We start from the raw sequence: 13,648 nt of genomic DNA on the forward strand, positions 1-13,648 counted from the left end.
TCCGAGCCCGTACCGGCGGTGGCGCGTGTGTCGACCACGAGGAGGCGGTCCGCGCCGGAGAGGACGCGGACCGCCTTCCGCGCGTGGCGGACGAGCGCGGCGAGGAACGCGCGCCCACGGGGCCGGTTCCGCCCGGCGGGCGCTCGCGCCGCTTCAGTCCCCGTACGCCGTCCGCAACGCGTCCTCGACCAGCGCCCGCGCCTCGCCCGCGTCGAGCCCGAGACGCCGGGCCCGCTCCGCGTACGCGAGCGCCGTCGCCGCCGCCTCGCGGTGCGCGGAGTCCCCGGCGGCGGCCACGACCGTGCCGTGCCTGCCGCGCGTCTCCACGACCCCGTCCGCCTCAAGGGCCCGGTACGCCTTCGCGACCGTGTTGGCGGCGAGGCCCAGCTCCTGCGCGAGACCGCGCACGGTCGGCAACCGGTAGCCCGCCGGGAGCGCGCCCGAGCGGGCCTGTTCGGCGATCTGCGCCCGCAGTTGCTCGTACGGGGCGAGGGCGGAGGCGGCGTCGACCGCGATCTTCAGACTCACGCACCGATTCTGCCCCACCGGACGCTGACGGTGTCCATGCCACCTGCGGAGAGCGCGGCATGGGGTCGGCGCCCGGGGTGGTTCCGGCGGGCGGGTCGGTGGGCGCGCACGACGTCGCGTCCGCGTCGCGGGAGGCCGCGCCGACCTCGCGGCGCGCGTCGCGAGCGTCGTTCCCGCTTCGCCGGGCAGCCCGCTTCGTACCGCAGCGCGAGGCACGGGGGAGCGGCCCACGGTCGGGCGCGAGTGCGTTCCCTGGTGCGCGCGAGCCCGTCCACGGGGGCCTGGTCGGCGGGCACGTGCGACACCTTCTCCATGGCGCGCGCCCCGTGGCAGCGCGGTCAGCACGTGCGCGGCGGGGTCGGCGCCGAGCCACGGCGGCCGGGCGGTGGGGGAGTCGTGCGCGTCCCCCCTCGGTCCATCGCGGCGGCTTCGCCGAGCCGGGCGCGTTCGAAGGTTCCGTTGCCCCGGCGCGCGAAGAGGAAGTCGTCGAGCAGCGGGGGCCGGGCACGTGAAGCCCCGCGGCGAGGAGCAGTCCTGCCAGGCAGAGCCCCTCAGCAGGAGGGCGCCCGGCCAGGATCAGCGCGTGTCGATATCCCCCCGGCCGGTTCTCCAGTCGGGGCGGGGTGGCTCAGCGGCCCCCTGAACGCAGCCTCCCCACGCCTTTGAGCAGCCGGTCGGCGGGCGTGAAGAGCGCGGAGTGGGTCCGCACGGTGTTGCGCGCCGCCCGCGCCGGGGTGCGGCGCGCCCGGTAGGCGTAGGCGACCGGGTGGCGTCGGGTCGCCCAGCCCTCCAGCACGGTCAACTCCCGCGTGCGAAGCGACTCCTTGTATCCCTCGGGACCGCGCCCCAGGTCGAGGTACGCGATGCCCTCGGCCGCCGCCGCGCGCGCCATCCGCAGGTGGAGCACGAGTCCGGGCGAGTACTTCGCGTACGCGGGGTCGTACGCGGGGAACCAGCAGGCGAGCACGTGCGCGGAGCGCAGCCCGAAGTGCGCGGCGACCGGGCGCTCGCCCGCGTACAGGACCGAGAGCAGCCCCGCGCCGCCCGGCGCCGTGGTCTGGAGGAGCCGGCCCGCGAGCCCGCTGACCCACGCGTGCGCGAAGCGGTCCCCGCGCCCCGTCCTGCGGTACTGCGCCGACTTCCAGCGCATGAGCGTCGCGAGCGCCGCCGGGTCCCGCTCGTCGTGCGCGTACCGCAACTCCCCGTGCTCACGTTCGAGTTTGCGCTCCTTGGCGAGCGTCGTACGGGTGAACTTCGGCGAGCGGCGGCGCAGCGCTTCGAGCGCGGGCCCCCAGCCCTCGCCGACATCGAGCACGGGCGAGGCGAAACGGCCCGAGGCGTGCGCGGCGAAGGGCTGCGACTCGCCGGCGAGGTGGTCGAACTCGTACACGTTCAGGCCCAGTCCGCGCAGCAGCGCGCGCGGCTCCACCAGGAAATCCGGCCCGTGCACGAGGCCCTGGCAGTCCGAGAGGCCGAGTCCGATCGCCCGGCCGACCCCGCCCGCGCCGTGCTGGAAGGGCAGGAAGGCGACGGGATCGCCGTTCTCCCGGACGACCCCGATCCGCACGCCGCGCCTGTGGTGCGCGACGGCGAGCGCGAACTCGGGGGAGAGGAAGGGGTTGGCGAGTTCCGGGGCCCCGTTCTGCGGGGCCTTCGCCTGGAGCGCCGACCAGACCGCGCGGTCCGCCTCGGTGAGCGTGCCGGGTCTGTGCACGGTGATGTCCACGTCACGCACCCCCGCCGCTCGCCGACCGCCGGGGCCACCGGACGAGTCCGAGGCCCGCGAGACCCGGGGCCCCGGCCGCGAACAACTCGCCCCGCACCGACCTCACGTGCGGCACGAGCACCCCCTGCGCCACGCGCGGGAGCGCCGCGAAGGACCCGCCCACCGCCCCGCGCGGGCCGAGGCCGTCCCCCGTACCGCTCGCGTTCCCCGTGCCGCTCCCGATGCCCTGGGTCCCGATGGTGTGCATGGGCCGCTTTGCCCCCCGAAGCGCCGGATGCCGGGCTTCAATGTCGCGCAGTCCGGGCGGCCCGTCAAGCGAGGTGCGGAGCCGGGGAATCGAACGGAGAAGCGGACTTCTGACGGTCATGTGGCCCAAGGAGAAGGTGAGTTGAAACCCATCCCGCGTGAAACTTTCCGCCCGGTAACTTCTTGGCATGCACACTCCCGCGACACGTCCGCGGGTGGTACGAACAGGAGGGCAGAAATCCTGCTACACGGAGGTCCCATGAGATTCCCCCGCGTCACCGCGATCGTGTCCTCGCTCCTCCTCGCCGCCGGTGCCACCCTCGCCTCGGCGGCGACCTCCCACGCCGCCGCCCCCACGGGTTACGTGGCCCTCGGCGACTCCTACTCCTCCGGGGTTGGCTCCGGTTCCTACGACAGCGCCAGCGGCGACTGCAAGCGCAGTTCCAAGGCGTACCCCGTCCTGTGGAAGAACGCGCACTCACCCTCCAGCTTCAACTTCGACGCGTGCTCGGGCGCTCGTACGGGTGATGTTCTCGCCAACCAGCTCGGCCACCTCAGCGCCTCCACCGGACTCGTGACGATCTCCATCGGCGGCAACGACGCCGGTTTCGCCGACGTCATGACGACGTGTGTCCTCCAGTCCACCGACACGTGCGTCGCCAAGGTCAACACCGCCCGCGCGTACGTGCAGAACACGCTCCCCGCCGCGCTCGACAACGTCTACAACCAGATCCGCGCCAAGGCTCCGGCGGCGAAGGTCGTCGTCCTCGGCTACCCGCGCTTCTACCAGCTCAACGGCACGTGCATCGCGGGCCTCGCCGAGGCCGAGCGCTCCGCCATCAACGGCGCGGCCGACCTCCTCGACACCACCATCTCGGCCCGCGCCGCGAGCCACGGCTTCTCCTTCGGCGATGTCCGGACCACCTTCGCGGGCCACGAGATCTGCTCCGGCGACGCGTGGCTGCACAGCGTCGACTGGCTCAACATCGGCGAGTCCTACCACCCCAAGCCGGCGGGTCAGTCCGGCGGTTACCTCCCGGCCCTGACGAAGTACGCCCCCTGACGGAGGCGGGTTCCGTACGCACCCGTACGGACCGGGTCGTCCCCGCGCGAACGCTACGCGCGTGGACGACCCGCACGTCGCGGGCCCTCCGGTCCCTGTCGCCGCCCGGTCCGTGTCAGCCCCGTACCAGCACCCACACCAGCACCACCGCGATCACGAGCACCGCGATCCCGGCGCCGAGCAGCGCGGTGTACGAGGCGGCGCGGCGGGCGCCGTGCGGGGGCTCCTCCGGTGTGATCGGGGCCGGTGTCGCCCCCGAGGGCGTCACCGCTCCCTGACCCGTCGCCGCGCCCTCCGTGCCGCGCCCCCGTCCGGCAGCCGCCTCCCGCTCCTCCGCCGGTTCCCTGCCCTCCGCCACCTCGCGCAACTGCCGCGCCGCCCGCTCCGGCGACATCCGCAGCGCCGGGTCCTTGCGCAGCAGCCCTTCGAGCACGGGCCGGAGCGGGCCCGCCTGCGCCGGGTGCGGCAAGGGGTCCTCGACGGCGGCCCGTACGGTCGCGAGCGGAGTCGCCCCCCGGAACGGCGGACCGCCCTCGACCGCCGTCCACAGCACGACGCCGAGCGACCACAGGTCCCCCTCGGGCCCCGGCTCGGCGCCCTCCGCGCGCTCCGGGGGGAGGCTCGCGGGGGAGCCCACGACCTCGCCCGCGAGGGTGAGCCCGCGCGCGCCGTGCAGCGCCGCCGTGCCGAAGTCGGTGAGGACCACGCGGCCGTCGTTGCCGAGCAGGATGTTCGCCGGGGTCACGTCGCGGTGCACGACACCGACCGCGTGCGCGGCGCCGAGCGCGTCGAGCACGGCGAGCCCGATGCGGGCCGCCCGCGCGGGCGGCAGCGGCCCGTCCGCCGTGAGGACGTCGGCGAGGCTCAATCCGCGTACCAGCTCCATCACGATCCACGGCCGCCCGTCCGCCACGACGACGTCGTACACCGTGACGACCCCTTGGTGCCCCGAGCGCGCCGCCGCGAGCGCCTCGCGCTCCACCCGCGCGTACTGGCGCTCGCGCTCCTCCGCGTCCACGCCCACCGGGACCCGTACCTCCTTGACCGCGACATCCCGCGCCAGGTCCTCGTCCCGCGCCTGCCACACCGTCCCCGTACCGCCCGCGCCCAGCACGGCGCCGAGCCGGTACCGGCCCGCGAGCAGCCCCCCGGCGGTCCCCTCGGCCCCGGGTCCTCTCACGTCGCGTCCGTCCATCGCCCCGCCTCTCGTCGCGCCGTCCACTGTGACGACCTGTGACCACCGTTCCCGCACCGGACCCGAACTACTCGGCGATACGCGGGATTCGGGCGAAGCGTCCCTATTTTCGCCCTCTGGCGCGGCTCGCCCCGAAATGCTCCCGGGCGCGTGAGGATGCGTCAACCTCCTTACGGGGTAGGTGAATCACTTGACCGGGATACAAGGTGTCAGCCGGGGACGATAGGGTTACCCTGCCCGGGGCCGGGTGCCTGACGACGGGTGGGGAGTGACATGGAACAGATAACGGTCCGCAGCAGGCCGCGCGTGCCTGCCATCACGTACGGGAGCGGGGCGAGCAGCTCGCGGCTCGACCGGCACCTCGCGGTGCTCGGCGGTCCCGCCGTCCCGCAGCGCGAGGCGGCGGAGGCCACTTCCCTGATGCGCGAGCTCACCTCGCGCAAGGCGGCGACCGGACTCGCGGCACAGCCCGACAGCAGGACGCGGATGAGCAAGGTCTCACTCCTCGCCCCGCTCAAGAAGCTGCGCCGCACCCTCTTCGGCGGGCGCTGACCGGGGCTCCCGCCCCGGCCCACCACCCGAGCCGCCCACCACCGGGACCGGCCGCCGCCCCACGGGCGCCGGTCGGCCCCCACCCACGCGCACACCCACGCCCCGCCCCGGAACCGAGCGCCGAGCCCCCGCACCCACCCCGGCCCAGGGCCACCGCCGCGGCTCTCCGCGGCGCGGGGCGTGACTTCGCGCGGCTTCCCGCCGCACGCGGGCGTGAGTTCGTGCGGTCCTTCGCTGGACGGGCGGGCGCGCCTTCGGGGGATCTTCCGCTGGACGCAGGCGTGCCTGGCTTTCCGTTGCACACGGCCGGGCGGTTGCCCCTCCGCCGCACACGGCCGGGCGGTTGCCCCGGGCCCGCCGCGCGCCGGATGCGGATTCACTTCCTGTGACGGGGCGTGGGGGAGGTGGCGACACCGTGCCGACCCCGGCCTCTCTCTCCCTGTGACCTGCCCCGATAGGGTGCGAGGGCGGTTCCGTCGGACAGGAGGGGCCGTTCTGACGGGTGCGACGAAGGGCGGCGGCGGATGAGTGACGGCGGGGTTCTGCGCTGGAGCGACTACCGGGCCATGCCGTGGCGCAACGGGGGCGGTACGACCCGGGAGGTCGCCTCGGGGGTGATGCCGCGCGCGGGGTCCGGTGTCAGGGGGCCTGGTGAGTCGGTCCCCGGTGCGCGGGCCGGTGCGGCGGCCCACGGTGCGGATGCGGCCGGTGCGGACGCGGCCGGTGCCGATGCCTTTGACTGGCGGGTCAGCATCGCCGATGTCGGTGCGGGTGGGCCCTTCTCGGTGTTTGCCGGGATCGATCGCGTCATCACGCTCGTCGAGGGCTCCGGCATGGTGCTGACCGTGGGCTCCGGTGCTCCGTGCCTCGTCGAGCCCCTGACCCCCTTCGCCTTTCCCGGCGACGCGCCCACGGACTGCCGCCTGGAGGCGGGCGCCGTGCGCGACATGAACGTCATGACCCGCCGGGGCCGCGCGACGGGACACGTACGGGTGATGCGCATCGGCGACGGCGGTACGGAGCTGACGGGCGCCGCCGACGAGATCGTGCTCGCCGTGGCCGTCACCGAGGGCGTCACCCTCGACGAGGAAGGCACCGCGATCCCGCTCGGCCGTCTCGACTGCGTCCGCGCGACACCGCGCCTCGTGCTCCGCGGCGAGGGCACGGTGGCCGAGATCCGGATCGCCCCGGTGCGCTGAGCCACACCGGGAGACCGTTCACAGCAGCGCGAACTGCCCCTCCGGGCCCTCCTCGCGCGTCTCCAGGACGGTCGCGGGGCGCCGCGCGGCGGCCGGTACGGGGAGCACTCCGGCCGCCCGCAGGTCCGCGCCCCCGATCGCGTCGCCCTTCTTCTCGCCCTCCGCCGCGAACTCCGCGCAGTGCGCGGCCCGTTCGGTGTGCAGTGCGAGGTCCGTGAGCAGCGCGAGGAGGTCCGAGGTCCACTCGCGGGGCCACGCGCGCGGCCCGATCGCCGCGAGGCCCTCCGCCGCCGGATCGGCCACGCGGGCGCGGAACCACCGGGTGAGGACGCGTTCGCCCTCGCTGTGCGCGTCCCACGCGGCGGGCGCGACCGGGGCGAGCACGCCCGCCGCGCCGACGCGCAACGCCTGGTCCCCCGCCTCGTACGAGAGGGCCGGGAGCGCGCCGCGCGGGGCGAGGTCCAGCGCCTCGCGCACCCACGGGCGGCGGCCCCCCGGCAGCCGGGGCCGCGGGCCCGCGTGCGCCCCGTGGCCCCGCAGCGCGACCTCGCGCAGCCCGCGCCCGAGGGCGGCCCCGGCCGCCCACTCCTCGTACGTCCCCGGCAGCCGCACCTCGCGGCCCCGCTGCGCCGGTCGCGCCGTGGCGAGCAGCCAGTCGAGCACGTCGAGCGGTGCCACGGGCCGCCCGTAGCGGTCCGCGAGGTGGGCGAGGAGACCGGGGGCGAGGTTGGGCTCGCGGCCACCGGGGCGGCGGAAGAGCGGATGGACGCGGCTGCCCGCGCCCGCCCCGAAGGGGAGGAGCGCGGTGACGGTGAGCGCCGCGGCGCGCGGGTCGTGCACGAGGAAGAGCTGGGAGGCGTCGGCGACGCGCCACAACTCGGGACGCGGGGCGTCGAGGAGGCGGTGGTCGGGGAGCAGGAAGCGCTCCTCGTACGGGCCGAAGGCGACCCGTACGGGCTCGGGGGCCGGGCCCGACTCGCGCGCGAGCCGCCCCGTTCCCGTGGGCTGGCCGGGCAGTTGCGCGACCGCCGTGTGCAGCGTCCTGGCCCGGCTCGGCACGAACAGGGCCGCGCGTGCGTCCTCCTCGCGCGCGGCGAGAAGCGCGGTCCAGCGGGCGCGGGCGGTGCCGGGGTCCGTGGCGAGCGGCCAGTCGCGCCCGGCCCGGGGCGCGGGGACCGACCACGGGAGGACGGCGTGCAGGGGCAGCAGGTCGTCGTCGCTCACACAATGCCTCGTACGGTCCCTCACACGGCCCATCGTAGGCAGCCGCCCGCGCGCGGGCAGGCGGGTGAGCGGAGCCGGGCGACCGTCCGGCCCCCGGCGCGGGGGTGTCCGGCCTCCGGCACCGGAGCCGTCCGGCCCCTGGCACCTGAAAACTAACGCCGCTAGTTTGGCTGGAGGCCGCCCGCCGTCCCGGCCGGTCCCGCACCGGGAGACCGGGCGACACCCGGGAGCAGCGGGCGACACCGAGGAAGACGAGGAACGCCCGGGGACCCGGGCAACAGCCGGCAAGAGCCAGCGACGCAGAGGAACGGAGACAGACCGTGGTGCGTGCAGCCGTCCAGTCCGCCGTGGGAGCGCCCCTTGAGATCGCCCGGATCGACCTGCCGGAGCCGGGTCCCGGGCAGGTGAGGGTCAGGCTCGCGGCGGCCGGGGTCTGCCACTCGGACCTCTCGCTCTCCGACGGCACCCTGCGCGTTCCCCTGCCCGCCGTGCTCGGCCACGAGGGCTCGGGGACCGTCGTGTCGATCGGCGAGGGCGTCCGCTCCGTCCGCCCCGGCGACCCTGTCGTCCTCAACTGGGCGCCCTCCTGCGGGACGTGCGCGGCCTGTGGGCGCGGCGAGGTGTGGCTGTGCGAGAACGCCCTCACGGGCGCGGGCGCCGAGTACGCGCGTACCGAGGACGGCAGGACGCTGCACCCGGGACTCAACGTCGCCGCGTTCGCCGAGGAGACCGTCGTCTCCGAGGCGTGCCTGCTGCCCGCGCCCGAGGGCGTCGCGCTCGACGAGGCCGCGCTCCTCGGCTGCGCGGTCCTCACCGGCTACGGGGCCGTGCACCACGCGGCGCGGGTGCGCGAGGGGGAGTCCGTCGTCGTGTTCGGCGCGGGCGGTGTGGGGCTCGCGGCGCTCCAGGCGGCGCGCATCGCGGGCGCGGGGAGCATCCTCGCGGTCGACACCTCGCCCGCGAAGGAGGAACTGGCCCGCCGGGCGGGGGCGACGGACTTCGTCCTCGCCTCGGGGACGACGGCCAAGGAGGTGCGGCGGCTGACGGGAGGGGGCGCGGACGTCGCGATCGAGTGCGTGGGCCGGGCCGTGACGATCCGTACCGCCTGGGAGTCGACCCGGCGCGGCGGGCGCACGACGGTCGTCGGCATCGGCCCGGTCACCGAGGAGGTCCGTTTCAACGCGCGGGAACTCTTCCACTGGGGCCGCACGCTCTCCGGCTGCGTCTACGGCAACAGCGACCCGGCCGCGGACGTGCCCGTCCTCGGCGAGCACGTCCGCGCGGGCCGCCTCGACCTGAGCGCCCTCGTCACGGAGCGCGTGCCGCTCGACGCGATCCCCGACGCCTTCGCGGCGATGCGCGCGGGGAAGGGCGCGCGGGCGCTGGTGGTGTTCTGAGGGACGGCGGGGCCGACCGCCCTCACCCCGGCAGTTCCACCGTCGACACGACCCGCACGAGGCACGGCCTGCGGGGTGTCTGCGCGAAGCCGAAGTGCGGGGGCGGCGCGAGCGGGCCGGGGCGGCCGAGGTCCGCGCCGTCCCAGCGCGCGCCCGCGGCGGCGAGCCCCCACATGTCGTGCGCCGCGTACCACTCGCGCCGCCCGTTCCCCGCCGTGCCGTACGTGCGCACGCCGGGCAGCAGCCGCGCGGGCAGGTCGGTCAGGCGGGCCCAGGCGGGGTGCGTGGCGAGCCGCGGCGGTACGGCGCGCAGGACCGCGCCGAGCGGGGTGCGGTGCCCGGCGCGCAGGCGCAGCCGCAGCGGACCCGCCGTCACGCTCCACGCCCGCCCGTCCCGTACGACGTCGACCGGCACGACGCGCACCTCCTCGAAGCGGTACGTCGCCGCGACGAACTCCGCGACGTCCGCGCGCGGCGCGAGCAGAACGCGCCGCCCGCAGGGACGCGCCACCATCACGTCGCTGAAGGGCCCGAAGGGGGAGCGCGGCCAGTGCCCGAGCACGAGCCGGGTCCCCGAGGCGGTGCCGAGCCCGGCGATCCAGCCGTCGAAGCGGAGGCGGCGGGGCGGCGCCGCGGGGGAGGGCCGGGGTGCGGTCATGCGGGGAAGTCTGGCGCGCGGGCGGGGCCCCGGGCGGCAGCACACGCGGGGTTCGGGCTTCGGCGAGGTGCACACGCCGGGCACGCGCGGCGTTCACGCGGTGCGCGGGGGCAGTTCCGCGTACTGCCGCTCGAAGCCGTCGAGCAATGCGCGCAGGCCCGTCGCGAAGGCGCGCTCGTCGACCGTGCCGCCGCGTTCGGCGAGGAGGTGGGCCTGGCCGAGGTGGGGGTATTCGGCCGGGTCGTAGGCGTTCTCGTCGGGGACGAAGCCGCCCGCGAAGGAGCCGAGGGCCGAGCCCACCACGTACCAGCGCAGCGCCGCGCCGATCGACGTCGCCTGCGCGGGCGGCCAGCCCGCCTCGGTGAGCGCGCCGAAGACCGCGTCCGCGAGGCGCAGGGCCGCCGGGCGGCGCCCCGGGCCGCGCGCGAGGACGGGGGCGAGGTGGGGGTGGCGGGCGAGCGCCGCGCGGTAGGAGCGGGCCCAGTCGTCGAGCGCGGTGCGCCAGGGGCGGCCGTCCTCGAACATCGACAGGTCGACCCGCGCGCTCACCGAGTCGGCGACGGCGTCGAGCAGCTCGTCCTTCGTGCCGAAGTGGTTGTAGAGGGACGGCCCGCTCACGCCGAGTTCGGCCGCGAGCCTGCGCGTGGACAGCGCCGCGAGCCCCTCCGCGTCGACGAGCGCGCGAGCGGCTTCGATGATGCGTCCCGTGCTCAGGAGGGGCTTGCGCGGTCGGGCCATGCGGCACATAGTAGGGCCGGGACGCTAAAACTAGCGGTGCTAATTAAAGTGCTCGTGGAACGGTGGAGGCACGGCGTGGACCTGCGGCTGAGCGAGGAACAGGAGGCGGCCCGCCGCCTCGCGCGGGACTTCGTGGAGCGCGAGGTGGTCCCGTACGCGCGCGAGTGGGACCGCGCGGAGAACGTCGACCGGGGAGTCGTCGCGAAGCTCGGCGAGGTCGGCTTCCTGGGCCTGACGATCGACGAGGAGTACGGCGGCAGCGGCGGCGACCACCTCACGTACTGCCTCGTGACGGAGGAACTGGGCCGCGCCGACTCCTCGGTGCGCGGCATCGTCTCCGTCTCGCTCGGGCTCGTCGCGAAGACGCTCGCCGCGTGGGGCGACGCGGAGCAGAAGCGGCGCTGGCTCCCGGGGCTGACGTCCGGGCGGTACGTGGGCTGCTTCGCGCTCACCGAGCCCGGCACCGGCTCCGACGCGGGCGCGCTCACGACGCGCGCCGTGCGCGACGGGGACGACTGGCTGCTCACCGGCGGCAAGATGTTCATCACCAACGGCACGTGGGCCGACCTCGCCCTCGTCTTCGCGCGCTCCAACGACGCCCCCGGGCACAAGGGCGTCTCCGCCTTCCTCGTCCCCACCGGCACGCCCGGGTTCGCGCGCCGCACCCTGCACGGAAAGCTCGGCCTGCGCGGCCAGGCGACCGCCGAACTCGTCCTCGACGGAGTGCGCGTGCCGGGCTCCGCGCTGCTCGGCCCGGAGGGCAAGGGGTTCTCGGTCGCGATGTCCGCGCTCGCCAAGGGCCGCATGTCGGTCGCCGCCGGCTGCGTGGGCATCGCGCAGGCCGCGCTCGACGCCGCCCTCGGCCACGCCAAGGAGCGCGAGCAGTTCGGCAAGCCCATCGCGGGCCACCAGCTCGTGCAGGAACTCCTCGCCGACATCGCCCTGGACGTCGACGCGGCACGCCTGCTGACCTGGCGCGTCGCCGACCTCGTCGACCGGGGCGAGCCCTTCACGGGCGCCGCGTCCCGCGCCAAGCTCTTCGCCTCCGAGGCTGCCGTGCGCGCCGCGAACAACGCGCTCCAGGTGCACGGCGGGTACGGCTACATCGACGAGTACCCGGTGGGCAAGCTCCTGCGCGACGCCCGCGTCATGACCCTCTACGAGGGCACGAGCCAGATCCAGAAGCTCCTCATCGGGAGGGAGCTGACGGGCGTCTCGGCGTTCTGACGGGCGGTCGGCACGGGTACGTGGCGCACCTGACCGGGGCGTCGTGCTCACCCCCGTATGAGTAGCCGCGCGGATGTCGCCCCGGGCTCCGCGCGGGACGCTCGTGCCATGACCGACACACCCGCCAAGGCCGGGCCCACCGGGGCCTATTTCGGCCAGGCCATCGCCTCCTTCGCCGTCGCGCTCGTCGCCACGGCGCTCGGTATCCTTCGCCTCGAAGCGGACGCGTGGGTACGGGGTTTCCTCGCCGTCGCCGTCCTCTTCCTCGTCACCTCCGCCTTCACCCTCGCCAAGGTCATCCGCGACCGGCAGGAGGCGGACCAGCTCATCAACCGCGTCGACCAGGCCCGCGTCGACAAGCTCCTCGCGGCGAACGACCCCTTCCACTGAGGGCCCGACCGGAGCGCCACCCGCTAAGCGCCCGCTCAGTTTTGGGGTTAGGGTGTGTCTCCGTGAAGCGGTTCCGTACGGGAAGAGGTGGGCGATGAGCGCGGCGCGGCGGCCCGAGGACGGACTGTCGGCCGGGGAGGCCCCCGCCGGCGAGGCGGAGGACGCGCCCTGGTCCGACGTGACGCCCGACGCGGCGCGGCGCCTGCTCGTCGCCGCCGTGGAGGCGTTCGCCGAGCGCGGCTTCCACGCCACCACGACCCGCGACATCGCCGGGCGCGCGGGCATGAGCCCCGCCGCGCTCTACATCCACTACCGCACCAAGGAAGAGCTGCTCCACCGGATCAGCCGGGTGGGGCACGACAAGTCCCTCGCCGTCCTCAGCGAGGCGGCCGAGGGGCCGGGCGGCGCGGCACGTCGCCTCGCCGATGCCGTCCGCGCCTTCGTCCGCTGGCACGCGGCGCACCACACGACGGCCCGCATCGTCCAGTACGAACTCGACGCGCTCGACCCCGCGCACCGCACCGAGATCGTCGCCCTGCGCCGCCGCACCGAGGCGGTCGTACGGGGCGTCATCGAGGACGGCGTGCGCACCGGCGCCTTCGACGTGCCCGACGTCCCGGGGACGACACTCGCGGTGCTCTCGCTCTGCATCGACGTCGCCCGCTGGTTCAACGCGGCCGGGCGCCGCACCCCGGAGCAGATCGGCGACCTGTACGCGGACCTCGTGCTGCGCATGGTGGGGGCGGCGCCGGGGGAGGGCGACGAGGGGTGAGGCGGGGCGGGGCGCCGGGCCCTCGACCGGCCCCGGACGGCCCGGTGCCGGGTTCTCGACGGACTCCGGCCGCCCGGTGCCGGGTGCACGCCCGGCCCCGGCCGTCCCGGGTTTCCCGGCGGGCCCCCGTGCGGCCGGTACCGGTTCCTCAGCGCGCCTCGCGACGCCCCGGCGCCGGGTTCTCCGTGAGCCCCGGACGCCCGGCGCCCGGACGCCCTCACCGCCTCACAGGTAGAAGCGGCTCACCGACTCCGCGACGCACACGGGCTTCTCGCCGCCCTCGCGCTCCACGGTGAAGGCGATCGTGACCTGCGCGCCGCCCGTCACCTCGCTCACGTCCGTCACCGTGCCCGTCGCCCGCAGGCGCGAGCCGACCGGGACCGGGGCGGGGAAACGCACCTTGTTGGTGCCGTAGTTCACGCCCATCCTGACCCCGGCGAGGTCCATGAGCTGCGGCGCGAAGAGCGGGAGCAGCGAGAGCGTGAGATAGCCGTGCGCGATCGTCGTGCCGAAGGGGGACTCCTTGGCCGCGCGCTCCGGGTCCACGTGGATCCACTGGTGGTCCCCGGTCGCCTCGGCGAACAGGTCGACGCGCCGCTGGTCGATCTCGACCCAGTCGGTGTACCCGAGTCGCTCCCCGACCGCGCCCTTCAGCTCCTCAAGCGAGGAGAAAACCCTCGGCTCCGCCATGACTGCCACCTTCCGGCCTTCCGCGAATATGTCTAAGCGCTTG

At 75.5% G+C, this 13,648-nt stretch carries 15 protein-coding genes; 7 read left to right on the plus strand and 8 right to left on the minus strand.

What is annotated here, in order from left to right; all coding sequences use genetic code 11:
• Positions 1 to 153: 153 nt before the first annotated feature.
• From STTU_RS27310 to STTU_RS27320, 3 genes are all read right to left on the minus strand, one after another.
• Positions 154 to 528 (minus strand): GntR family transcriptional regulator, encoded by a 375-nt coding sequence (locus STTU_RS27310; protein WP_007828856.1) that lies wholly within the window; start codon positions 526 to 528, stop codon positions 154 to 156.
• Between the two features lie 628 nt (positions 529 to 1,156).
• A complete protein-coding gene (locus STTU_RS27315; protein WP_043256494.1) occupies positions 1,157 to 2,254 on the minus strand; it encodes a GNAT family N-acetyltransferase in 1,098 nt (365 codons plus the stop codon).
• A gap of 1 nt (position 2,255) precedes the next feature.
• Entirely contained in the window at positions 2,256 to 2,501 is a 246-nt protein-coding gene (locus STTU_RS27320; RefSeq protein ID WP_043256495.1) for a hypothetical protein, read from the minus strand.
• 258 nt (positions 2,502 to 2,759) lie between these two features.
• On the opposite strand from STTU_RS27320, the gene STTU_RS27325 reads away from it, so the two are divergent.
• Positions 2,760 to 3,563: an SGNH/GDSL hydrolase family protein gene (locus STTU_RS27325; protein WP_009063811.1), complete on the plus strand. Its 804-nt coding sequence runs from the start codon at positions 2,760 to 2,762 to the stop codon at positions 3,561 to 3,563.
• Between the two features lie 115 nt (positions 3,564 to 3,678).
• Here the strand turns inward: STTU_RS27325 and STTU_RS27330 are convergent, their stop codons facing one another.
• Complete coding sequence (locus tag STTU_RS27330; RefSeq protein WP_234019328.1) at positions 3,679 to 4,743, minus strand: serine/threonine-protein kinase; 1,065 nt, start codon at positions 4,741 to 4,743, stop codon at positions 3,679 to 3,681.
• A gap of 288 nt (positions 4,744 to 5,031) precedes the next feature.
• Here STTU_RS27330 and STTU_RS27335 point away from each other — a divergent pair, with 288 nt between their 5' ends.
• Both STTU_RS27335 and STTU_RS33570 read left to right on the plus strand, forming a co-directional pair.
• Positions 5,032 to 5,310: a hypothetical protein gene (locus tag STTU_RS27335; protein ID WP_009063807.1), complete on the plus strand. Its 279-nt coding sequence runs from the start codon at positions 5,032 to 5,034 to the stop codon at positions 5,308 to 5,310.
• 524 nt (positions 5,311 to 5,834) lie between these two features.
• Complete coding sequence (locus STTU_RS33570) at positions 5,835 to 6,509, plus strand: HutD family protein (protein WP_007828863.1); 675 nt, start codon at positions 5,835 to 5,837, stop codon at positions 6,507 to 6,509.
• Positions 6,510 to 6,527: 18 nt separating this feature from the next.
• On the opposite strand, the gene STTU_RS27345 is transcribed toward STTU_RS33570, so the two are convergent.
• Positions 6,528 to 7,766 carry a type ISP restriction/modification enzyme gene (locus STTU_RS27345; RefSeq protein WP_078519054.1) on the minus strand — a complete coding sequence of 413 codons (1,239 nt, stop codon included), beginning with the start codon at positions 7,764 to 7,766 and terminating at the stop codon, positions 6,528 to 6,530.
• A 287-nt stretch (positions 7,767 to 8,053) separates the two neighbouring features.
• Between STTU_RS27345 and STTU_RS27350 the strand changes: the two genes are divergently transcribed.
• On the plus strand, positions 8,054 to 9,130 hold the full coding sequence (locus STTU_RS27350) for a Zn-dependent alcohol dehydrogenase (protein WP_007828865.1): 1,077 nt from the start codon (positions 8,054 to 8,056) through the stop codon (positions 9,128 to 9,130).
• Between the two features lie 22 nt (positions 9,131 to 9,152).
• Here STTU_RS27350 and STTU_RS27355 read toward each other — a convergent pair whose 3' ends face one another.
• Both STTU_RS27355 and STTU_RS27360 read right to left on the minus strand, forming a co-directional pair.
• A complete protein-coding gene (locus tag STTU_RS27355; protein WP_007828867.1) occupies positions 9,153 to 9,788 on the minus strand; it encodes a hypothetical protein in 636 nt (211 codons plus the stop codon).
• A gap of 93 nt (positions 9,789 to 9,881) precedes the next feature.
• The gene (locus STTU_RS27360; protein ID WP_007828869.1) at positions 9,882 to 10,526 is read right to left on the minus strand and encodes a TetR/AcrR family transcriptional regulator; all 645 of its coding nucleotides are present in this window, start codon (positions 10,524 to 10,526) and stop codon (positions 9,882 to 9,884) included.
• A gap of 75 nt (positions 10,527 to 10,601) precedes the next feature.
• Here STTU_RS27360 and STTU_RS27365 point away from each other — a divergent pair, with 75 nt between their 5' ends.
• The 3 genes from STTU_RS27365 to STTU_RS27375 all read left to right on the plus strand — a co-directional run bounded on the left by STTU_RS27365 (position 10,602) and on the right by STTU_RS27375 (position 12,915).
• Complete coding sequence (locus STTU_RS27365; RefSeq protein WP_007828870.1) at positions 10,602 to 11,753, plus strand: acyl-CoA dehydrogenase family protein; 1,152 nt, start codon at positions 10,602 to 10,604, stop codon at positions 11,751 to 11,753.
• Positions 11,754 to 11,861: 108 nt separating this feature from the next.
• Positions 11,862 to 12,143 carry a YiaA/YiaB family inner membrane protein gene (locus STTU_RS27370; RefSeq protein WP_007828872.1) on the plus strand — a complete coding sequence of 94 codons (282 nt, stop codon included), beginning with the start codon at positions 11,862 to 11,864 and terminating at the stop codon, positions 12,141 to 12,143.
• Between the two features lie 94 nt (positions 12,144 to 12,237).
• Positions 12,238 to 12,915: a TetR/AcrR family transcriptional regulator gene (locus tag STTU_RS27375; protein ID WP_043256499.1), complete on the plus strand. Its 678-nt coding sequence runs from the start codon at positions 12,238 to 12,240 to the stop codon at positions 12,913 to 12,915.
• A 225-nt stretch (positions 12,916 to 13,140) separates the two neighbouring features.
• Here the strand turns inward: STTU_RS27375 and STTU_RS27380 are convergent, their stop codons facing one another.
• A complete protein-coding gene (locus tag STTU_RS27380) occupies positions 13,141 to 13,605 on the minus strand; it encodes a MaoC family dehydratase (protein WP_007828874.1) in 465 nt (154 codons plus the stop codon).
• Between the last annotated feature and the right edge of the window lie 43 nt (positions 13,606 to 13,648).

Origin of the sequence: Streptomyces sp. Tu6071, assembly GCF_000213055.1 — a bacterium.
Lineage (GTDB): Bacteria > Actinomycetota > Actinomycetes > Streptomycetales > Streptomycetaceae > Streptomyces > Streptomyces evansiae.

Coding starts and splice junctions, on each gene's coding strand:
- STTU_RS27320 (WP_043256495.1), bottom strand. CDS start 2,501: ATGCACACCATCGGGACCCAGGGCATCGGGAGCGGCACGGGGAACGCG.
- STTU_RS27325 (WP_009063811.1), top strand. CDS start 2,760: ATGAGATTCCCCCGCGTCACCGCGATCGTGTCCTCGCTCCTCCTCGCC.
- STTU_RS27335 (WP_009063807.1), top strand. CDS start 5,032: ATGGAACAGATAACGGTCCGCAGCAGGCCGCGCGTGCCTGCCATCACG.
- STTU_RS33570 (WP_007828863.1), top strand. CDS start 5,835: ATGAGTGACGGCGGGGTTCTGCGCTGGAGCGACTACCGGGCCATGCCG.
- STTU_RS27345 (WP_078519054.1), bottom strand. CDS start 7,766: ATGGGCCGTGTGAGGGACCGTACGAGGCATTGTGTGAGCGACGACGAC.
- STTU_RS27355 (WP_007828867.1), bottom strand. CDS start 9,788: ATGACCGCACCCCGGCCCTCCCCCGCGGCGCCGCCCCGCCGCCTCCGC.
- STTU_RS27360 (WP_007828869.1), bottom strand. CDS start 10,526: ATGGCCCGACCGCGCAAGCCCCTCCTGAGCACGGGACGCATCATCGAA.
- STTU_RS27370 (WP_007828872.1), top strand. CDS start 11,862: ATGACCGACACACCCGCCAAGGCCGGGCCCACCGGGGCCTATTTCGGC.
- STTU_RS27375 (WP_043256499.1), top strand. CDS start 12,238: ATGAGCGCGGCGCGGCGGCCCGAGGACGGACTGTCGGCCGGGGAGGCC.
- STTU_RS27380 (WP_007828874.1), bottom strand. CDS start 13,605: ATGGCGGAGCCGAGGGTTTTCTCCTCGCTTGAGGAGCTGAAGGGCGCG.